Source organism: Clostridium prolinivorans, from assembly GCF_004011155.1.
In the GTDB taxonomy this organism is placed as follows: Bacteria; Bacillota; Clostridia; order Clostridiales; family Clostridiaceae; genus Clostridium_AT; species Clostridium_AT prolinivorans.
The window spans coordinates 102,117-123,654 of the sequence record NZ_RJWG01000002.1 but is presented as its reverse complement, the minus strand read 5'-3'; the positions used below and the strand labels follow the sequence as shown (position 1 = coordinate 123,654).

Annotated in this window: 18 protein-coding genes and 1 other annotated feature; of the genes, 13 read left to right on the top strand and 5 right to left on the bottom strand. The window is 27.8% G+C overall.

The features are described 5' to 3' along the window. Positions 1-4: 4 nt before the first annotated feature. The 3 genes from EGD97_RS03290 to EGD97_RS03280 all read right to left on the bottom strand — a co-directional run bounded on the left by EGD97_RS03290 (position 5) and on the right by EGD97_RS03280 (position 2,414). Positions 5-361, bottom strand: a complete 357-nt coding sequence (locus EGD97_RS03290; protein WP_127836486.1) for a tetratricopeptide repeat protein — start codon at positions 359-361, stop codon at positions 5-7. A 489-nt stretch (positions 362-850) separates the two neighbouring features. Continuing rightward, positions 851-1,657: an ABC transporter permease gene (locus EGD97_RS03285; RefSeq protein ID WP_127836485.1), complete on the bottom strand. Its 807-nt coding sequence runs from the start codon at positions 1,655-1,657 to the stop codon at positions 851-853. Continuing rightward, the gene (locus EGD97_RS03280; protein ID WP_127836484.1) at positions 1,647-2,414 is read right to left on the bottom strand and encodes an ABC transporter ATP-binding protein; all 768 of its coding nucleotides are present in this window, start codon (positions 2,412-2,414) and stop codon (positions 1,647-1,649) included. Before EGD97_RS03280 ends, EGD97_RS03285 begins: the two co-directional genes overlap by 11 nt. Before the next feature lie 380 nt (positions 2,415-2,794). Here EGD97_RS03280 and EGD97_RS03275 point away from each other — a divergent pair, with 380 nt between their 5' ends. The 10 genes from EGD97_RS03275 (at position 2,795) to EGD97_RS03230 (ending at position 14,168) form a co-directional block, all read left to right on the top strand. Next, entirely contained in the window at positions 2,795-3,172 is a 378-nt protein-coding gene (locus EGD97_RS03275) for a hypothetical protein (protein WP_127836483.1), read from the top strand. Positions 3,173-3,176: 4 nt separating this feature from the next. Next, positions 3,177-3,860 carry a F0F1 ATP synthase subunit A gene (locus tag EGD97_RS03270; RefSeq protein ID WP_127836548.1) on the top strand — a complete coding sequence of 228 codons (684 nt, stop codon included), beginning with the start codon at positions 3,177-3,179 and terminating at the stop codon, positions 3,858-3,860. 115 nt (positions 3,861-3,975) lie between these two features. Continuing rightward, entirely contained in the window at positions 3,976-4,209 is a 234-nt protein-coding gene (gene atpE / locus EGD97_RS03265) for an ATP synthase F0 subunit C (protein WP_078682394.1), read from the top strand. Between the two features lie 113 nt (positions 4,210-4,322). Next, positions 4,323-4,802, top strand: coding sequence for a F0F1 ATP synthase subunit B (locus tag EGD97_RS03260; protein ID WP_127836482.1), 480 nt, complete (start codon positions 4,323-4,325; stop codon positions 4,800-4,802). Between the two features lies 1 nt (position 4,803). Next, complete coding sequence (locus EGD97_RS03255; protein ID WP_127836481.1) at positions 4,804-5,346, top strand: F0F1 ATP synthase subunit delta; 543 nt, start codon at positions 4,804-4,806, stop codon at positions 5,344-5,346. A 16-nt stretch (positions 5,347-5,362) separates the two neighbouring features. Next, entirely contained in the window at positions 5,363-6,880 is a 1,518-nt protein-coding gene (atpA, locus tag EGD97_RS03250; RefSeq protein ID WP_127836480.1) for a F0F1 ATP synthase subunit alpha, read from the top strand. 65 nt (positions 6,881-6,945) lie between these two features. After that, on the top strand, positions 6,946-7,794 hold the full coding sequence (atpG, locus tag EGD97_RS03245; protein ID WP_078682390.1) for an ATP synthase F1 subunit gamma: 849 nt from the start codon (positions 6,946-6,948) through the stop codon (positions 7,792-7,794). A gap of 23 nt (positions 7,795-7,817) precedes the next feature. Next, positions 7,818-9,218, top strand: coding sequence for a F0F1 ATP synthase subunit beta (gene atpD / locus EGD97_RS03240; RefSeq protein WP_078682389.1), 1,401 nt, complete (start codon positions 7,818-7,820; stop codon positions 9,216-9,218). A gap of 11 nt (positions 9,219-9,229) precedes the next feature. Next, entirely contained in the window at positions 9,230-9,628 is a 399-nt protein-coding gene (gene atpC, locus EGD97_RS03235) for an ATP synthase F1 subunit epsilon (protein ID WP_078682388.1), read from the top strand. A gap of 229 nt (positions 9,629-9,857) precedes the next feature. Continuing rightward, positions 9,858-14,168: a 2-hydroxyacyl-CoA dehydratase gene (locus EGD97_RS03230; RefSeq protein ID WP_127836479.1), complete on the top strand. Its 4,311-nt coding sequence runs from the start codon at positions 9,858-9,860 to the stop codon at positions 14,166-14,168. Between the two features lie 121 nt (positions 14,169-14,289). On the opposite strand, the gene EGD97_RS03225 is transcribed toward EGD97_RS03230, so the two are convergent. Next, entirely contained in the window at positions 14,290-15,312 is a 1,023-nt protein-coding gene (locus EGD97_RS03225; protein WP_127836478.1) for an ABC transporter substrate-binding protein, read from the bottom strand. 179 nt (positions 15,313-15,491) lie between these two features. Continuing rightward, positions 15,492-15,714: a binding site (T-box leader), on the top strand. 63 nt (positions 15,715-15,777) lie between these two features. On the opposite strand from EGD97_RS03225, the gene EGD97_RS03220 reads away from it, so the two are divergent. The 3 genes from EGD97_RS03220 to EGD97_RS03210 all read left to right on the top strand — a co-directional run bounded on the left by EGD97_RS03220 (position 15,778) and on the right by EGD97_RS03210 (position 20,725). After that, positions 15,778-18,423 carry a valine--tRNA ligase gene (locus EGD97_RS03220; protein ID WP_078682385.1) on the top strand — a complete coding sequence of 882 codons (2,646 nt, stop codon included), beginning with the start codon at positions 15,778-15,780 and terminating at the stop codon, positions 18,421-18,423. 63 nt (positions 18,424-18,486) lie between these two features. Beyond that, entirely contained in the window at positions 18,487-19,782 is a 1,296-nt protein-coding gene (locus EGD97_RS03215) for a bifunctional folylpolyglutamate synthase/dihydrofolate synthase (RefSeq protein ID WP_078682384.1), read from the top strand. Positions 19,783-19,840: 58 nt separating this feature from the next. Next, positions 19,841-20,725 carry a YncE family protein gene (locus EGD97_RS03210; RefSeq protein WP_127836477.1) on the top strand — a complete coding sequence of 295 codons (885 nt, stop codon included), beginning with the start codon at positions 19,841-19,843 and terminating at the stop codon, positions 20,723-20,725. Here EGD97_RS03210 and EGD97_RS03205 read toward each other — a convergent pair. After that, the gene (locus EGD97_RS03205) at positions 20,722-21,246 is read right to left on the bottom strand and encodes a DUF4364 family protein (protein WP_078682382.1); all 525 of its coding nucleotides are present in this window, start codon (positions 21,244-21,246) and stop codon (positions 20,722-20,724) included. The genes EGD97_RS03210 and EGD97_RS03205 overlap by 4 nt on opposite strands. Positions 21,247-21,538 lie beyond the last annotated feature (292 nt).

The window sequence follows — 21,538 nt, the reverse complement described above, 5'->3', positions numbered from 1 at the left end:
AAATCTACGGCTTTTTAACATAACTTTTTAGTATTGAGTTAATTGCTTTTTCACAATCATCATCATTATTATCAAGAGACCAAGCTGTGTTAAAATATATTAATGCCTTTTGAGGATTATTAAGCATAATATAACAATAACCCAAATTAAAGAAATATTTGCTTTCTCTCTTTTTCATTATAGCAGATTTTAAAAGCGGAATTGCTTTTTTATATTCTTTAAGTTTTATAAAACACACTGCTGCGTTATAAAGAGAGGCAGCTTCATTATCTTTATAAATTACAGCTTGCTCATACATTTCTATAGCTTTTTTATAATCTTTAATATTATATAATTCATTTGCTTTTTGAAAATAGTTCATATATTCCTCTATTCCTCCTATGTTTATATGTAAATTAAATATATATTTTATATTTATGATATATATATTATATTTATGATATATATATTATATTTATGAAAAATATTCCATTTAAATCTTATCCATATTTTACAAGATATATACATAATAATTAAATTATTTAAAAATTTTTAATACTCTATATAAAGCTTATAATACTTAATAAGAACTCTAATTTAAAAATAGCCGCAAATTAAGTGGTTTAATTTAATAAAATTTAAAATAAAAAACACTTAATTTGCGGCTATTTTTTGCAATGAACTTATATAATTTACTTAAGTTCATTACATATATTTTATTTATTTTTTAATATAACATTATAATTATCTCACAAAAAGTCTCTTTATTTAAATATTGACTATTATATAGATAATATAAGTCTAGAAACACTATAAATTTTATAGTGGAAATTAATTTAAAGCTTATTGTGGATTAATAATATTATCAAATTTATTTTAAAGTATATCCTCTGCTAAATTTTTTTTCTATAATAGCAACAATTTGATACATAAAATAAGCCAAAATTGAAAGTATAATAATACTCATCATTACTGTATCAAGCTGAGCTACTTGACCTCCAAAAACTATTAAAAATCCTAAACCTTCTTTAGATACTAAAAATTCTCCCATAATTACACCAACCCAAGATAAGCCGACATTTATTTTTAGTGAAGATATAAGAGTAGGAACAGAAGCAGGTATTATAAGATGAATTAAAATCTGAAATTTTGATGCCCCAAGAGTTATCATAAGTTTAATTTTATCTTCATCAACTTCTTTAAATCCATTTAATATACTTATTATTGTAGACACTATAGATATTAGTACTGTAACAAGAACTATGGCTTTCATTCCATTACCCATCCAAAATATGATAATAGGAGCTAGAGCTATTTTTGGTAAAGCATTTAAAACAACTATATATGGATCCAATACCCTGTTTGCAAAATCAGACCACCATAAAAGTATTGCAATAAGTGTACCTATAATAGTACTAAGCAAAAAACCAATTACAGTTTCTATACATGTTATAAATATATGCCTAAACAAAGTTCCTTCATTATATACTGTAATTAAACTTTTAATCATGCGTGAAGGTGAGCTTGTTAAAAAAGGATCAATCCATTTAAATGATGCAGCTATTTCCCAAATTGAAAAAAATGCAATAAGTATGCCTAATCTAACAATTGTTATGATAGTATTCTTGCGTTTAACTTTTTTTAAATATTGTTTATGCTCTAAACTTTCATTTATCATTTACGTCCAGCTCCTTCCATATTGTATTAAAATAAACTCTAAATTCAGGTGCTTCTCTATGCTTTAAAGGGGTATTGAATTGTTCTTCAAATTTTATGTCAATTATATTTTTTACTGTAGCAGGCCTTTTACTTAAAACTATTATTCTGTCGGACATAGATACAGCTTCAGAAATATCATGGGTTACCATTATTGCTGTTTTATTTTCTTTTTTTATTATTTGATATATTTCATCGCTTACATTTAATCTTGTTTGATAATCTAAAGCAGAAAAAGGTTCATCAAGGAGAAGAACTTTTGGATCTAAAGCTAAAGTTCTTATAAGAGCAACTCTTTGCCTCATTCCACCTGAAAGCTCATTTGGATAATGATATTTAAAATCTAAAAGGTTATAATTTTTTAATAACATATTTATTTTTTCTTTTGTATAAGGAGTTAATTTGTGTTGTATTTTAAGACCTAAACATACATTATCATAAACTGTTAACCATTCAAAAAGATGATCCTTTTGAAACATATATCCTATATCTTTAGAAATTGCAGTACATTCATTCCCCCCTATATAAACTTTACCAGAAGAAGGTTTTAAAAGACCTGCAATAATATTTAAAATAGTAGATTTACCACAACCAGAAGGGCCGACTATACTTATAAATTCTCCTTTTTTTACACTAAAACTAAGGTTATTAATAGCTTGGGTTTCATTTTTTAGGGTATGATAATTCATATATATATTACTAAGCTCTACTATGTTCATAACATCAGCTCCTTATTATATTCTTATACTATTAAAAAATAAAAATTATTGATACTTTATTATATGAAAAATGGATATATAGTGTTAAAATTAAAGTTAATTTATAGGTATTTTATATGAAAAGTTAATTTGGTGTAGTAAAATAATAATTTAAGCATGGAGTTTATAGTCTATTTTTAAAGAAGGTGTTATTATTGCTTTGATAATATATTTTTAAAGTTAAATATTTATATATGTTTTTTATAATCAAAGAATATAAGGAGAAAACAAGACTTAAAACGTTTAGACAAGCTTAAATTAATATAATTTGTTATTTTTAAAATTTGATAAGTAAAACATAATGTTTATAATAAGTTTATATGAATGTGAGGTAAAAACAATTGGTAGAAGTATTAAGTACATTTAAAAAAATTATTGTATTTGATATTTTAATAGGAATATTAGGAATAATAATTGTAGAAGTTATATCTAAATCTAATAATTACACAGGAGAATTTCTGCTAGGTCTATTTTTAGGAGCAGCAGTTTTTTTTATTTTAGGAATAATAAGTGCCAATATACTGGTAAAACGAAAAAAGAAATCATTAAAAATTTTAACCGCTATAAATTTTCTAAAGCCATTAATTATTTGCATAATAGGTATTATCATATTTAATAATAATATTAACAATATGATTTCTTATATTATGGGATTTACTTCTCATATTATTGCAATAATAGCCTATGGTATATTTAATTTATTTAATGAAAGGAAGTGATTGTGTGGGCGAAGAAAATTATCTTTTTAATTTAAATTTTTTGGGGCATACTTATGGATTTTCTAAAAATATAATTGCACAATGGATTATTATTATTTTGATTACAGTGTTAAGTATATTCCTTACAAGAAATTTAAAAAAAGTTCCAGACAAAAAGCAGTCTATTGCAGAACTTTTAGTAGAATATACAAATAATTTTGTTAAATCTACCATGGGAGAAAATTATATAAATTTATCACCATATGTAGGATCTCTTGTAGCTTTTTTACTTTTTATGAATTTAACTGGATTGGTTGGCTTTAAACCTCCTACTATGGATTATAGTGTTGCTTTAGGCATGGCTTTAACAACTTTTGTAGTTATTCAATGGTATGCTATTAAAAAAGTTGGAATTTTTCATTATTTTATTGGCTTTACAAAACCAGCTTTTTTTATGTTACCTATGAACTTACTTGAAAGAGTCTTACTTCCAGTGTCTTTAAGTCTTCGTTTATTTGGTAATATGACTGCAGCGGCAGTAATATTAGAAATTGTTTATGAAGCACTTGGAGGAATAAGCTTCTTTGCACAAATTGGCTTGCCAGTACCTTTACATGTATATTTTGATATTTTTGATGGTACAGTACAAATGTTAGTATTTACTATGCTTACTATGATAAATTTAAAAGTTATAGCAGAGCATGAATAACATATATTTTATAATTTTATTCTAGTATAACCCCCTAAAAAGCTATAAAATTATTTTATTTGCTAAATAGGGAATTATAATAAATATTAATTGATTTAAAGGGAGGAATATTAATATGACAAGTGCAGGATTTATAGCAATAGCAGCAGGAATTGCAGTATTAGCAGGAATAGGAGCAGGAGTATCAACAGGTAATGCAACTGGTAAAGCTGTTGAAGCTATTTCAAGGCAACCAGAGGCAAGTGGTAAGGTAACTACAGCACTTCTTTTAGGTAATGCTTTTGCAGAAGCAACTGCTGTTTATGGATTACTAGTTGCATTAATGTTAATAGGTAAAATAGCTGGTTAATTTTGATTTAGTGCCTAAGAAGGCACTAAATCAAAATTAATTCTAAAATTCCTTTATAAAAAAACAAACTGCCTAAACAGTTTTTGATTTACTGAAAGGAGGCAAGATTAGTTGTGGATATAAATTGGCTAACTGTCATAGCTACAATTATAAATTTTGGAATTTTAAATATTATTATAAAGCATTTTCTTTATAAACCTGTGACAGAAACTATTAATTCTAGAGAATTAGAAATAAAAGAAAGAATAAAAAAATCAGAAGAAGCAGTAAAAACTGCTGAAGCTTTAAAAATGGAGCATGAAGAAAAAATAAAAAAAGTTTATGAAGAAGAAGAAAAAATAATAAATGAATCAAAATATAAAGCTGTAAAACTATCAGATGAAATAATAAATAAAGCTAAAGAAGAAGCAGACAACATTCTTGAAAGAGCAAGAAAAGATGCAGAAAGAGAAAGACAAAAGGCTGAAGATGATATAAAAGCTCAAGCTGTAAATTTAGCTATATTGCTATCTTCTAAGGCTTTAGAAAAGGAATTAGACGAAGAAGAGCATAGAAGACTCATAAATGAGTATATCAATGAGGTAGGTGTTTAATTTGAATGAAACATATGAATATCTAGAAAAAAGATATGCACTTGCCTTATATGAAATAGCTGAAGACAAGAATAAAACCAAAGAATATTTAGAAGAATTAAGAGAAATAACAAAAATTATGCATGACAACAAAGAATTTTTAGAATTATTAAAACATCCTAATATAAGTACATCTAAAAAGAAACAGCTACTTGAAAATATATTTAAAGGGAAAATAGAAAATGATATACTATCTTTTTTGTTAATACTTGTTGAAAAAGACAGGATAATGGAGTTAGATGGGATTTTTAATGAATTTGAAAATATTTATTTAGGGAAAAATAAAACTTTAGTTGCTCATGTAAAGACTGTAATTCCTCTTAATGAAGAAGAAAAAAAATCTTTAATAAGTAAACTTGAAAATAAGTACAACAAAAAAGTTATTTTAGATGAAGAGATTGATAAAAGCATAATTGGAGGAGTATTTGTTAAAATTGGCGATGATATAATTGATGGAACAATTAAAAGCAGATATGAAGCAATGAAAAAATTGTCTCTTAAATAAGAATAGAGGTGAAATAATGAACATAAAACCTGAAGAGATTACATCTATTATAAAAGAGCAGATATTAAAATATGAAAATAAATTAGAAACTGTAGATTCTGGTACCGTAATACAAGTAGGAGATGAAGTTGCAAGAATACATGGATTAGATGATTGTATGGAAGGCGAACTTCTTGAATTTTCTAATGGTGTTTATGGTATGGCTTTAAATTTAGAGCAAGATAATGTAGGTGCTGTTCTTTTTGGAAGTGAAAGAGGGATAAAAGAAGGAGATATAGTTAAAAGAACAGGAAGAGTTGTGGAAGTTCCTGTAGGAGAAGCTCTTCTTGGAAGGGTTGTAAATGTATTAGGAGAGCCTATAGATGGTAAAGGACCTATTAAAGCTTCTGAATATAGACCCACAGAAGTTATTGCTCCTGGGGTTATTGATAGGCAATCAGTAAAAGAACCACTTCAAACTGGTATAAAAGCTATAGACTCAATGATCCCTATAGGTAAAGGACAAAGAGAACTTATTATAGGAGATAGACAGACTGGAAAGACTGCCCTTGCAATTGATACTATAATAAATCAAAAGGGTAAAGATATAATTTGTATATATGTTGCTATAGGTCAAAAGCAATCAACTGTAGCTAATATATATAATACATTAATTGAAATGGGAGCTATGGATTATACAATAATAGTTTCTTCTACAGCGTCAGAAACAGCTCCTCGTCAGTTCCTTGCTCCTTTTGCTGGTTGCAGTATGGGAGAATATTTTATGAATAAAGGTAAACATGTTTTAATAGTGTATGATGATCTTTCAAAACATGCATCAGCTTACAGAACAATGTCATTATTACTTAGGAGACCACCAGGCAGAGAAGCATATCCAGGAGATGTATTTTATCTTCATTCAAGGCTTTTAGAAAGAGCAGCTAAGCTTTCTGACAAATTAGGTGGAGGATCAATGACGGCACTTCCTATAATTGAAACTCTTGCTGGAGATGTTACAGCATATATTCCAACTAATGTTATATCTATTACAGATGGTCAGATATTCCTTGAATCAGAATTATTCTTTTCAGGGCAAAGACCGGCTGTTAATGCAGGTATTTCAGTTTCAAGAGTTGGAGGAAATGCACAGATAAAAGCTATGAAGCAAGTTGCAGGTACTCTTAGACTTGACTTAGCACAATACAGGGAATTAGCAGCTTTCTCACAATTTGGTTCAGATTTAGATAAAGAAGCAAAAAGAAGATTGGAAAAAGGTAAAAGAATAACTGAAATATTAAAGCAGGATCAATATAAACCTATGTCTGTTGAAAAAGAAATAATGATTTTATATGCAGCTGTTAATGACTTTTTAATGGATATAGATGTTAATAAAATAAAATTATTTGAAGATAAATTTTTAGAATATATGAATATTCATCATAAAAAAATAGGTGAAGCTATACTAGAAAAGGGAGAACTCACCGACGAAATTAAAGAATCATTAAATAAGGCAATTACTGAATTTAAAAAAATATTTTTATCTAATGAGGTCTAAGCTTAAAAAAAGACATAGCAATTTTAAATTGCTATGCCATCTAAGGATTGTAGGAGGTGTTTAATGTGGCAGGGCTAGGACTTGTTGCTATAAAAAGCAGAATAAAGTCTGTAACAAATACACAAAAAATTACAAAAGCCATGGGACTTGTTGCCACTTCTAAGCTTAGGAAAACTAAAGAAGCATTAGATATAAACAGTCCTTATTATGATTCTTTAATGGCTGTATTAAATGAAAGTTTAAAGCATCACGAAATAAGTAATGTATATAAAAATGGTAATGGTAACAAGAAAAAATTATATGTAATATTTACTTCAGATGAAGGTCTTTGCGGTTCTTTTAATTTAAATGTATTGAATAAAGCATTAGAGGAAATATCTAAAGATAAAGAAAATTCTTTATTATTTATTTTAGGAGAAAAAGGAGTATCTTTTTTTAATAAATATAATTATAAAATATACAAAAAATATACTGATATTCATGATGTACCTACTTTAGGAGACTCAAATGCTTTTGCTATGGACATTTTAAATATTTATGACAACAATGAAGTAGGAGAAGTTTATGCAGTTTATAATAAATTTTTAAGTACTGCTAAACAAGAAGTAACTATAGAAAAAATTTTACCTTTAGGAGACGAAGAAAATTATTCTACGAAATATATAGAATTTGAACCTGAAGTAGATGATTTTTTAGATGATATTGTTCCTATTTATATTAGGGCAAAAATGCTTAATTTATTAATTCATTCAAAATGCAGCGAGCAATCAATAAGAATGGCTGCTATGGATGGAGCTACTAAAAATGCAAATCAATTATTAGATAAATTAAAACTTCAGTTTAATAGAATGAGACAAAGTGCTATAACTCAAGAAATATCTGAAATTGTAGGCGGAGCAGAAGCACAAAAATAAAAAAAGGAAGAGGAGAGAGGCTTATGGCTGAAAATGTAGGCAAGGTAGTACAGGTCATAGGACCAGTAGTAGATATAAAATTTAATTCAGAAAATCTTCCTAGTATATATAATGCTATTGAAATAAATTTAGGGCAAAATAAAAAACTTACTGTAGAAGTTGAGCAGCACATAGGAGACGATATTGTAAGAACTATAGCTATGGATTCTACAGAAGGATTAAAAAGAGGTATGGAAGCCCATGATACAGGGAAACCAATATCAGTTCCAGTAGGAAGAGAATGTTTAGGAAGACTTTTTAATGTATTAGGAGAAACCATAGACGAGGGAGAAAGTATAAAGGCAAGTTTATATTATCCAATTCATAGACCAGCTCCAAGTTTTGAAGAGCAATCAGTTGTACCAGAGATGTTTGAAACAGGAATTAAAGTTATTGACCTTATAGCACCTTATCAAAAAGGAGGTAAAATAGGACTTTTTGGTGGTGCTGGAGTAGGAAAGACTGTTTTAATTCAAGAGCTTATAAATAATATAGCAAAACAGCATGGAGGTATATCAGTATTTACAGGAGTTGGAGAAAGAACAAGAGAAGGTAATGACCTTTATAATGAAATGAAAGAATCAGGAGTTATAGAAAAAACTGCTTTGGTTTTTGGACAAATGAATGAGCCGCCTGGTGCAAGAATGAGAGTTGCTTTAACCGGTCTTACTATGGCAGAATATTTTAGAGATCAAGGTCAAGATGTACTTCTATTTATAGATAATATATTTAGATTTACTCAGGCTGGTTCTGAAGTTTCAGCACTTCTTGGAAGAATACCTAGTGCTGTAGGATATCAACCAACTCTTGCAACTGAAATGGGAGCATTACAAGAAAGAATTACATCAACCAAAAATGGTTCCATTACTTCAGTTCAGGCGGTTTATGTTCCTGCTGATGACTTAACTGATCCAGCGCCAGCTACTACTTTTACACATCTTGATGCTACTACTGTACTTTCGAGATCAATAGTAGAATTAGGAATATATCCGGCAGTTGATCCTTTAGAGTCAACATCTAGAATACTTGATCCTAGAATTGTTGGAGAAGAACATTATAAAGTAGCTAACGATGTAAAACATATACTTGAAAGATATAAAGAACTTCAAGATATAATAGCAATACTTGGAATTGATGAGCTTTCTGAAGAAGATAAGCTTGTAGTATCTAGAGCTAGAAAAGTGCAGAGATTTCTTTCACAGCCTTTTACAGTAGGAGAACAATTTACTGGAATACCTGGTAAATTTGTGCCTGTAAAGGAAACTGTAAGAGGATTTAAGGAAATATTAGAAGGAAAGTATGATGACATACCTGAAGCTGCTTTCTTGTTTGTTGGAACTATTGATGAAGTAGTTGAGAATGCAAAAAAGATGATGGCAGACTAGGGGGAAGATAAATGGATGAAAAATTAAAACTTATGATTTTAACCCCAGAGAGAAAAATATTTAATGGAGAAGTTAAAGAACTTTCTACAGAAAGTGAAATAGGACGATTTGAAATTTTACCTAATCACTTAGATATGACTACTTCTTTAGTACCGACAGTAACATATTTTACTACTATAGATGGAAGAAAATTAAAACTTTTTACATCCACAGGAGTTTTGAAAATTTCAAATAATAAATTAAATTTGCTTTGTGAAACTGCAGAATGGCCTGAAGAAATTGACATAAACAGGGCAGAAGAAGCTAAGAAAAAAGCAGAAACAATTTTAAGAAAAAATCAATTTAGAGATTATAAAAAAGAAGAACTAAGATTAAAAAGAGCTTTAGCAAGAATAAAAGCTGCAGATTAGTATGTGCCCAAGTGAATATTTATTATCGCTTGGGTTATTTTTTAAGTTGAATAATATGCATTAAAGTTATATAATAATTATAGTATGTTTAAATAAAATGATAATATTTTTAAATAATAAATGAAATATTTTAAATAATATATGAAATTTGAGTAAGTTTACTCAAATTTTTAATATTTTATAGGCATGCTTCGTAATGAAGGGGGGAATAGCTTTTAAGCTAAAAAATATGGACAAAGTTTTATATATGGGATTAGATGTAGGTTCTACTACAGTAAAATTAGTAATTTTAGATAGTTTTAATAATATAATTTATAGTAAATATGAAAGACATTATTCAGACATAAAAAAGACAATAATAAATATAATAAATGAAGCTTACAATAAATATAAAAATGAAAATATAAAAATAGCAATAACAGGTTCAGGTGGTTTTTCTATTTCTAAATGGCTTAATGTACCTTTTATACAAGAGGTTATTGCATCTACTAACACTATTGAAAAATTTATTCCTCAGACTGATGTGGCTATAGAACTTGGAGGAGAAGATGCAAAAATCACTTATTTTGATGGAGGATTAGAACAAAGGATGAATGGTACCTGTGCAGGAGGGACAGGAGCATTTATAGATCAAATGGCTTCACTACTTAGAACTGATGCGGCAGGTCTTAATGAACTTTCTAAAAATCATAAGATTATATATCCTATAGCGTCAAGATGTGGTGTATTTGCAAAAACAGATATACAACCCCTTTTAAATGAAGGAGCAGCAAAAGAAGATATTGCAGCTTCTGTATTTCAGGCTGTTGTTAATCAAACAATAAGTGGGCTTGCTTGCGGTAAACCTATTAAAGGGAAAGTAGCTTTTTTAGGAGGACCTCTTTATTTTCTTTCAGAACTTAGGAAAAGATTTATAGAAACACTTAATTTATCTCCAGAAGAGAGTATTTTTCCAGAAAACTCTCAACTTTTTGTTGCTATAGGAGCAGCCTTAGCTTCTAAAAATGGAGATACTATTTCATTTAAAGATTTTCTTCAAAGGTTAAATTCTATTTACAATAATACTTCAAATGAAGTAAGAAGACTAAGACCTCTATTTAAAGATGAAGATGAACTTAAAGAATTTAAAGAAAGGCATGAAAAACATAAAGCTTTAAGAAGAGATTTAAATAGTTTTAAAGGTAAATGTTTTTTAGGAATTGATGCTGGTTCTACTACAACAAAAGCTGTACTTATAGATGAAGAAGGAAGTATACTTTATTCTTCTTATGGAAGTAATGAAGGAAGTCCTTTAAATAGCTCTATAAAAATTCTTAAAGATTTATACAAAAATATGCCAAAAGAAGCCAAAATAGTTAATTCAGTTGTAACAGGTTATGGAGAAGCTTTATTAAAAGCTGCTTTAAATATAGATATAGGAGAAATTGAAACTATAGCACATTATAAAGCTGCTGAGTTTTTCTTACCAGGAGTAGACTTTATATTAGATATTGGCGGGCAAGATATGAAATGCCTTAGAATAAAAAATGGTGTTATAGATAGTATATTATTAAATGAGGCTTGTTCTTCAGGCTGTGGTTCTTTTATCGAAACTTTTGCAAATTCTTTAAATATGAGCGTAGATGATTTTGCAAAAGAAGCATTGAAATCTCAAAATCCAGTAGATTTAGGCTCAAGATGTACTGTATTTATGAATTCTAGAGTTAAGCAAGCACAAAAAGAAGGGGCTACTGTTGCAGATATATCTGCTGGACTTTCCTATTCTGTAATTAAAAATGCACTTTTAAAAGTTATTAAGGTTCGTGATTCAAAAGAAATGGGTAAAAAAATAATAGTTCAAGGTGGAACATTTTATAATGATGCTATTTTAAGAAGTTTTGAACTTGTATCAGAAAGAGAAGCAGTAAGACCAGATATTGCAGGGCTTATGGGAGCTTTTGGCGCATCATTAATAGCTAAAGAAAGATATGAAGAAGGCATGGAAAGTACTTTATTATCTGAAGAAAATTTAGATAAATTTTCTTCACAAACCACTATGAGAAGATGTGGATTATGCGGTAATAATTGTCTTTTAACTATAAATAAATTCAATGAAGGAAAAGAATTCATATCGGGAAATAAATGTGAAAGACCACTTGGAATAACTAATAAAAAACAAGATATACCTAATATTTACGATTATAAATATAAAAGACTCTTTAAATATAAGCCTTTAGAGCTTGAAGAAGCTTCAAGAGGGACAGTAGGAATTCCAAGAGTTTTAAATATATATGAAAATTATCCATTTTGGTTTACTTTTTTCACTGAGTTAAAATTTAGGGTAGAATTATCTCCTAGATCATCAAAAAAAATTTATGAAATGGGAATTGAAACAATACCATCAGAATCGGTATGCTATCCAGCTAAAATAACTCATGGACATATAATGAGTCTTGTAAATAAAGGAATAAAATTTATTTTTTATCCATGTATACCATATGAACAAAAAGAAAAAGAAGATGCGGATAATCATTATAACTGCCCTATAGTAACTTCATATTCAGAAGTTATAAGAACTAATATGGATATATTAAAAGAAAAAGATGTAAAATTTATGAATCCATTTTTAGCTTTAGATGATAAAGAAAAGCTTAAAAAAAGACTTTTTGAAGAATTTAAAACTTTTAATATTACAAAAAATGAAATAGAAAATGCTGTAGAAAAAGCCTTTAAAGAGCAGGAAAATTTCAAATCAGATATAAGAAAAAAAGGAGAAGAAGTACTAGAATATTTAAATAAAACAGGTAAAAAAGGTATTGTTCTTTCAGGAAGACCATATCATATAGATCCTGAAATAAATCATGGAATACCAAATTTAATAACAGAATTTGATATGGCTGTACTTACAGAAGATTCTATTGAACACTTGGGTAAAATAGAAAGACCTCTTAGAGTCGTTGATCAATGGGTATATCATTCAAGACTTTATGGTGCTGCTAGCTTTGTAAAAACTCAAAAGAATATAGAGCTTGTTCAATTAAATTCTTTTGGATGTGGATTAGATGCAGTAACCACAGATATGGTTCAAGAAATTTTAGAGAGTTCTAATAAGATATTTACAGTTTTAAAAATAGATGAAGGTAACAATCTTGGTGCAGTTAGGATACGTATTCGTTCTTTAAAGGCTGCTATGGAAGAAAGAGATAAAATGGGATTTAAACCTTCATTAATAACTAAGCCTTTAAAAAGAGTTATTTTTACTGAAAAAATGAAGGAAACTCATACAATATTAGTACCACAGATGTCTCCTATTCATTTTCAATTTTTAGAAGAAGCTTTTAGAGCGTCAGGCTATAATCTTGTTGTTCTTCCTTCTGTAGATAAAGATGCTGTAGATGAAGGACTTAAATATGTAAACAATGATGCTTGCTATCCTTCTATAATAGTTGTTGGACAGATTATAGAAGCTATAAAATCAGGTAAATATGATATAAATAAATTATCTGTAATGATTTCTCAAACTGGAGGCGGATGCAGGGCTACTAATTATATAGGTTTTATAAGAAAGGCTTTAAAAGATGCTGGATATGAAAATATACCTGTAATATCTTTAAATGCAATGGGTATAGAAAAAAATCCGGGATTTTCTATAACGATTGGACTTTTGAATAAAGCTATGATGGCAGTTGTATTTGGCGATTTACTTATGAGAGTACTTTTAAAAGTAAGACCTTATGAAGAAGTAAAAGGTTCAGCTAATCTTTTGTATGAATTTTGGACAGAAAAATGTAAAGAAGCAGTAAGAAAAGGAGATAGAAAGCTTTTTAAAAAGTATGTAAAAAAAATAGTAGAAGATTTTGATAATATTGAGCTAAAAGATATAATAAAGCCTAAAGTAGGATTAGTTGGAGAAATATTAGTTAAATTCCATCCAACAGCAAACAATAATATAATAGATATTATTGAAAGCGAAGGTGCCGAAGCTGTAATGCCTGATTTAATGGATTTTCTTATGTATTGTGCATATAATGCAAATTTTAAAAAGAGATATTTATCAGGAACAACAAAAGCTCAAATTGCAAGTAATGCTGCTATAGTTGGTATGGAATATTACAGAATAGAAATGAAAAAAGCTTTAAATAAAAGTAAAAGATTTAGTGCTCCTAAAAGTATTAATAAATTAGCTCAAGGGGCTAAAGAAATATTATCTTTAGGGAACCAAACTGGTGAAGGATGGTTTTTAACTGCAGAAATGATAGAGCTTATAGAAAGTGATGTAAAAAATATAGTATGTATGCAGCCTTTTGCTTGTCTTCCAAATCATGTTACAGGTAAAGGAATGATAAAGGGATTAAAAAATAAATATCCTGATGTAAATATAACAGCTATAGATTATGATCCAGGTGCTAGTGAGGTAAATCAACTTAACAGAATAAAACTTATGCTTTCTGTAGCATTTAAAAATTTAAACATTGAGGCAGGCAATGAAGCATTAAATGAAGCGGCTAGTGATAAAAAAATAGAAATAGAAACTAAAAATGGTTTAGATATAGGATTTTAAAAAAGCTTTCAATAAATTTAAAAGCCATGCATAAAAATTTTTTATGCATGGCCTTTATTTATAAAAATTAATAATTATTATAGTAGTTTTTCGCCGCTCTTTTATATTATATAAATAAAAACTACTTTACATTTTTTATAGCTTTTTCTGCAAAGATATTATTAACTATTTTATCAAAAGGAGGTCTTTCAGGTAAGATATCTGCTTTATAAGATTGAATGATATCCATAAGCCTGGTCATATTTTCTTCTTTTAAAACTAAGTTTGGTGCATAAGCATCTATGTCTTTATAGTTTTTAACAACTTGTGCAATTAAATCTTCATCTGTTCCAGGGAAAAATGACTTTATAGATTTTGCAATTTCTTTTTCATTGTGATTTTGAACCCAAATCTGACCTTTATAAACAGCTCTAGTAAATTTTTCTATAACTTCAGGATTTTTTTCTATATATGATTTTGTAGAATAATAACAGGTGTATGGAATTATTCCAGCTGAAGCACCAACAGAAGTTACTATATAACCTGTATTATCTTTTCTTAAAAGGCTTGCATTTGGTTCAAACAATGCAGCATAGTCAGCAGTACCTCCCTTAAATGCTCCAGTTACTGCAGAAAATGCAATATTAGTTATCATTTCAACATCTTTTGAAGGATTGATTCCATGGTTTCTTAATACATATTCAAGTGTCATTTGAGGAACTCCACCAGGTCTGCCTCCTAATATAACTTTACCCTTTAAAGACTCCCATTTAAAATCTTTTTCTTCTTTTCTAGACACTAAAAATGAACCGTCCTTTTGTGTAAGCTGTCCAAATACTATAGGATAATCTTCTCTTTTTTGATTATAGATGTATAAAACTTGTTCTGGCCCAGAAAAACCTATATCTACACTGCGGCTTAAAACCTGCTGCATAGTTTTGTCTGCACCTTCGCCTGTTGTAAGGTCAATCTCTAGTCCTTCTTCTTTAAAAAAGCCTTCATTCATAGCAACATAAAAAGGTGCATAGAAAATGGAACGGGTTACTTCATTTAATTTCACCTTTATAACATCACTATTGTTTTTTTTATTACAACCACTAAATAAAGTAATAATTAATGCAAAGGATAATAGCAAAGGAAATAAGGTTAAATACTTTTTCTTCATAAATACCTCCATTAAAAATCTTAGTATACTTTATATTATGAAGTGAGAAGTAATAGTGTTAATAATTGTTTAAAGTTTATGATTTATATAAAAATTTAATAATATTTAATTTCTTAAATAATATTGACAGATATTAAAATAATAGTATAATAATTAATAATTAAAACATAATATATTAATAAAAAGCTTTGATAAAGAGGAGTAAAGGCTTGGAGTATTAAGAGAGGAAAGTTCTAAGGCTGAGAGACTTTCTATACAAATTGCCTTGAAGGTAGCTTTGGAGCTTCTTGCTTGAATTTTAGTAAAGCAAGACGGTTTTCTTAACTGTTAAAAATTTAAGAGCCTATCGACTTGTGTCTGTAGGAAAAAAGGTGGTACCGCGATTATGTCTTCGTCCTTTTATGGATGAAGGCTTTTTTATTTATTAGTTAAAAATTATAATGTACAATATGAGGAGATGAAGTTATGGAAGAGTTAAAAAATATTGCAACCACATATAATCCAAAAGAATTTGAAGAAAGAATTTATAAAACTTGGGAAGAAAAAGGATACTTTACTCCAAAGGTAGACAAAAATAAAAAACCTTATACTATTATTATGCCTCCTCCAAATATAACAGGTAAGCTTCATTTAGGTCATGCATTAGATAATACACTTCAAGATTTTTTAATAAGGGTTAAAAGGATGCAAGGCTACAGTACACTTTGGCTTCCAGGAGAAGACCATGCTAGTATAGCAACGGAAGTTAAAGTTGAAAATGAGCTTTTAAAACAAGGTTTAAAGAAAAAAGAAATGGGAAGAGAAGCTTTTCTTGATAAAGTTTGGGAATGGACATATGAATATAGAGAAAGAATTAGAATGCAGCTTAAAAAAATGGGAGTTTCAGCGGATTTTACAAGAGAAGCTTTTACAATGGATGAAAATTTAAGTAAAGCTGTTAGAACAGTTTTTGTTAAATTATATAATGAAGGGCTTATATATCAAGGAAATAGAATAACAAATTGGTGCCCAAAATGTAAAACAGCTCTTTCTGATGCGGAAATAGAATACAGTGAACAAAATGGATATTTTTGGCATATAAAATATCCAGTAGTAGGAAGTGATGAGTATTTAGAAATAGCAACAACTCGTCCAGAAACAATGCTTGGAGATACAGCAGTAGCTGTAAATCCTAAAGATAAAAGATATAAACATTTAGTAGGTAAAAAACTAATTTTACCTTTAGTTAATAAAGAAATTCCTATAATAGAAGATGACTATGTAGATTTAGATTTTGGAACAGGTGCAGTTAAAATAACTCCTGCTCATGATCCAAACGATTATCAAGTTGGTAAAAGACATAATTTAGAAGAAATAAATATTATGAATGAAGATGGAACTATAAATGCTTTAGGCGGTAAATATGCAGGCATGGATAGATACGAAGCAAGAAAAGCAATAGTTAAGGATTTAGAAGAGCAAGGATATTTAGTTAAAATAAAAGAACATACTCACAATGTTGGATGCCATGATAGATGTAAAACTACAGTAGAGCCTATGATTTCAAAACAGTGGTATGTAAAAATGGAAACTTTAGCAAAACCAGCAATAGAAGTTGTTAAAGAAAAAAAGATAAAATTTGTTCCAGAAAGATTTGAAAAGATATATTATAATTGGATGGAAAACATTCAAGATTGGTGTATATCAAGACAGCTTTGGTGGGGACATAGAATTCCTGTTTGGTACTGCAAAGATTGCGGGGAGATTAATGTTTCTATAGAAGAGCCAAAAACTTGCTCAAAGTGTAAAAGCAGTAACTTAGAACAGGATAAAGATGTTCTTGATACTTGGTTTAGTTCCGCTCTATGGCCATTTTCAACTTTAGGATGGCCAAATGAAACAGAGGATTTAAAATACTTTTATCCAACAAATACTCTTGTAACAGGTTATGATATTATATTCTTCTGGGTAGCAAGAATGATATTTTCAGGTCTTCATAATATGAACGATATTCCTTTTGAAACTGTACTTATACATGGAATTATAAGAGATGCAGAAGGAAGAAAAATGTCTAAGTCTTTAGGCAATGGTGTAGATCCATTAGATGTAATAGAAAAATATGGAGCAGATGCTTTAAGATTTATGCTTATAACTGGGAATGCTCCAGGAAATGACATAAGATATCAAGAAGAAAAGGTTGAAGCAGCTAGAAATTTTGCAAATAAGATTTGGAATGCATCTAGATTTGTTATAATGAATTTAGATAAAAATATTATGGAAAAATATAAAGATGATAAAGATTATACTATAGCTGATAGATGGATATTATCAAGATTAAATACTGTTTCTAAAGATATAACTGATAATATAGAAAAATTCGAACTTGGAATAGCATCACAAAAGATATATGATTTTATTTGGTCAGAGTTTTGCGACTGGTATATAGAATTAGTCAAACCTATACTTTATGGGAATAATGAAAGAGCAAAGGGTATAACTTTTAATGTGCTTTATAAAGTTTTAACTACAAGTTTGCAGCTTCTTCATCCTATAATGCCATTTATAACAGAAGAAATATATACACATTTAGACGCTGAATATGAATCAATTACAATATCAAAATGGCCTGAATATGATGAAAATTTAAATGATAAAGAAGCAGAAGAAAATATGGATTATATTATAGATGCTATTAAAAGCATAAGGAATGTAAGAGCAGAGATGAATGTTCCACCATCAAGAAAAGCAAAAATTTTAGCTTTAGTTTCAAAAGAAGCTGAAAAAGCTTTTATATCTGGTACAATTTATTTTGAAAAACTCGCATTTGCATCAGAGATTAATATGTTACAATCTAAAGAAGAAATTCCTCAAAATGCTGTTTCAGTAGTTACAAGAGGAGCCGAAATATATATTCCTCTTTTAGATTTAGTAGATAGAGAAAAAGAACTTGAAAGACTTAATAAGGAAAAAACAAAGCTTTTATCTGAAATAGATAGAGTAGAGAAAAAACTTTCAAATGAAAAATTTGTAAATAAAGCTCCAAAGGCTGTTGTAGATGAAGAAAGAGCTAAAGGTGAAAAATATAAAGAAATGCTTAATGCAGTTATTCAAAGAATTAAAAATTTAAATTAAAAATAGCAGAGGATTTTCCTCTGCTGATTAATTTATATAAATAAAATAGAAACTGGTGATAAAATGAATTATATTGAATCTATGAGTTATATAAAAAATACTGCAAAATTGGGGAGTAATTATGGATTAGAAAGAACAGAAAAGATTTTAGAAATTTTAGGGAATCCTCATAAAAAATTAAAATGTATACATATAGCAGGAACTAATGGTAAGGGTTCTACAACTGTTATGATAAGTGAAATTTTAAAAGAAGCAGGATATAAAGTTGGTATGTATATTTCTCCGTATTTAGAAGAATTTGAAGAAAGAATTCAAATAAATAGTGAGAATATATCCAAAGAAGATTTAGCTAAAGTAGTAACTGAAGTAGCTAAAGCTGTAGATAAGGTAATTAGCTTAGGATATGAACATCCTACAGAGTTTGAAATAATAAGTTGTGCTATGTTTAAATATTTTTATGATAAAAATGTAGATTATGCTGTTATTGAAGTAGGTCTTGGAGGAAGATTAGATTCTACTAATGTTATAATACCTATATTAAGTATTATAACTTCTATAAGTTATGATCATATGAAAATACTTGGAGATACTTTAGGGAAAATTGCCTATGAAAAGGCTGGAATAATAAAAAATGAAGTACCTTTGGTTTTATATCCTCAAGAAGAAGAAAGCTATAATGTAATAAAAAATATATGCACTGAAAAAAATTCTAAACTTATAGATGTTAAAAGAAATACTGCGGAATTAAAATATATAGATTTTAATAATTTTAAACAAAATATTATTATTAAAACTAATGAAAATTATTATGAAGTAGAATTTAACCTTTTAGGAAAACATCAAATGTTAAATTGTTCTGTTGTAATACATGCAGTAGAAGAACTTATAAGGCAAGGTATAAATATAGAAAAACAACATATTTTAAAAGCTTTAAAAAATGTAAAATGGCCTGGAAGATTAGAGGTTATGAAAAAGGATCCATTGGTAGTTATAGATGGAGCACATAATGTAGATGGTATAAAAAATTTAAAAGAAAGCATTGATGTTTATTTTAAATATAATAATATAATTCTTATTTTAGGTATATTAGCTGATAAACAAGTTGGAAATATGATAAATATAATAGCTCCTAAAGCAGCTAAAATTATAGTTACAGCTCCTCATTCTGAAAGAGCAGAAACTTCTAAAAAACTTGCTTATAATATAAAGAAAATTAATCCTAATGTAGAAATTGAAGATGATTATGAAAAAGCTTATAAATTAGGATTATCTTATTGTCAAAAAGATGATTTACTCCTTATATGTGGATCTCTTTATATGATAGGAGATATGAGGAAAATAATAAAAAATGCTTATTAATTATTAACAGTTTGCCCTTAGTTACATATTATATATTAGTGTAACGGGGGTGATTAGATTGAGCTGCTTATACGTATGCAATACTTCTTCTGACTATATTTCAAAGGTTAACTTAATTCAATTTAAAGAGGAACAGAAAATAGAACTAAGCAGGCATGAAGCTTATAAAGCCGGTCCCCATGATATATGTATTTATAAAGATAAGTTATTAGTAGCTAACAGTTATAGTAATAGTTTATCTATTGTAGATATAAATATGAATAAAGAAATTGAAAATTTTTTTATTGGCATGCATTGTAATGGAGTAGATGTTTTTGAAGATAATGCTTATATTATCTGTGGTGAATTAAATAGTATTATAGTATTTAATTTAAGCCAAAATAAAATAATTGAAGAAATACCCTGTGGTAATTTTCCACATAGTATATCTATTAATAAAAATAAAAAGATAATAGCAGTATCTAACATGAATAGTGATAGTATAACACTAATTGACTGTAGTGATAACTTTAATATTAAAAATATAAAAGTTTTAAGTTATCCAGTAAAAGCAATTTTTACACCAAAAGAAGATAAGCTTTTAGTATGTGAAAGTTTTATGGGAATTAATAAAAATGGAAGTTTATGCATGATAGATTTAAAAAATTTAGAAACTGTATGGAGATTAAAAGTAGGAACTTATCCTGTAGATATTTATTGTGAAAATAATATTTGCTATATATCTAATTTTGGAGATGGTACTATAAGTATAATAGATATGGATAATGTAAAAGAAATAAAAAGAATAAAAATAGGTGGGATGCCAAGAGGTATAATTAAAAATGAAGAAAATATTTATGTGGGTGATAACTATAATAATTTTTTAATAGAGCTTAATTTAAAAAAAGAAACTAAAAAAATCATACCTATAGGGGGAGAACCTACAGGTATGCTAATTATTTAATCTATAAGCAAACTAATTATTTTACTATATAATTCTGATGAATTTTGCTTCCATCTGCTGCAAAGTTCTCTTGCTTGTTTAATTGAAGGAACATTTAATTTTAAGTCCATTAAAATTGAATTGTTTTCAGTTGCTTTTAAATTTACTATATAATTATTATTATTTTCAATTGTATAATCAGCAAAAATAGTAATTTCTTTTTTAATTTTTTCTAAATGTAGTTTTAAATAGTTATCTATTATTTCTATTTTATCTTTAGGAAGTCTTTGCTTAAACATAGAAAGAACTTTTGAACCTTTTGCTGTTATAATTAATTTATGTTTAGATTCTTCTTTTGTATATTCTAAAAATCCAGAAGAAACTAATTCAGATATGTATTGATGAAGAGTAAAATAATTTATGAAATTATTTTCAAGTACTATTTGTGTTATCTGTATATTAGAAATTGGAAGATTGATTTTATCAAATATATAAAGAAGAAGTAATTTATTTTCTGCTAATTCAGAAGTATCTCCAAACACAGTTATTCCCCCTTGTATTAATGTATATTATAATGCTAACATTCTTAAAAATATTATAAAAATATTATATCACAAAAAGCATCGAAATAAATCGGTGCTTTAATTTCATGTTTATAGTTTTTCTTTTAAAAAAATACTTATACTGTATTATTAAAGGCTCAAAGACCTATATTATCCAAAGTAAAATGAGAAATTTAACTCAAAATAAAAAATAATATGATAGTAAAGTATATATAAAGACATATGTTATCCAAAGTAAAACATATGAATATAAAATTTTTTTAAGAATAAT

What these genes read in the sequence shown, in the direction of transcription:
- EGD97_RS03285 (WP_127836485.1), bottom strand. Translation starts at nt 1,657, where the DNA reads ATGATAAATGAAAGTTTAGAGCATAAACAATATTTAAAAAAAGTTAAA.
- atpD (WP_078682389.1), top strand. Translation starts at nt 7,818, where the DNA reads ATGGCTGAAAATGTAGGCAAGGTAGTACAGGTCATAGGACCAGTAGTA.
- EGD97_RS03280 (WP_127836484.1), bottom strand. Translation starts at nt 2,414, where the DNA reads ATGAACATAGTAGAGCTTAGTAATATATATATGAATTATCATACCCTA.
- atpA (WP_127836480.1), top strand. Translation starts at nt 5,363, where the DNA reads ATGAACATAAAACCTGAAGAGATTACATCTATTATAAAAGAGCAGATA.
- EGD97_RS03225 (WP_127836478.1), bottom strand. Translation starts at nt 15,312, where the DNA reads ATGAAGAAAAAGTATTTAACCTTATTTCCTTTGCTATTATCCTTTGCA.
- atpC (WP_078682388.1), top strand. Translation starts at nt 9,230, where the DNA reads ATGGATGAAAAATTAAAACTTATGATTTTAACCCCAGAGAGAAAAATA.
- EGD97_RS03230 (WP_127836479.1), top strand. Translation starts at nt 9,858, where the DNA reads ATGGACAAAGTTTTATATATGGGATTAGATGTAGGTTCTACTACAGTA.
- EGD97_RS03290 (WP_127836486.1), bottom strand. Translation starts at nt 361, where the DNA reads ATGAACTATTTTCAAAAAGCAAATGAATTATATAATATTAAAGATTAT.
- EGD97_RS03220 (WP_078682385.1), top strand. Translation starts at nt 15,778, where the DNA reads ATGGAAGAGTTAAAAAATATTGCAACCACATATAATCCAAAAGAATTT.
- EGD97_RS03215 (WP_078682384.1), top strand. Translation starts at nt 18,487, where the DNA reads ATGAATTATATTGAATCTATGAGTTATATAAAAAATACTGCAAAATTG.
- atpE (WP_078682394.1), top strand. Translation starts at nt 3,976, where the DNA reads ATGACAAGTGCAGGATTTATAGCAATAGCAGCAGGAATTGCAGTATTA.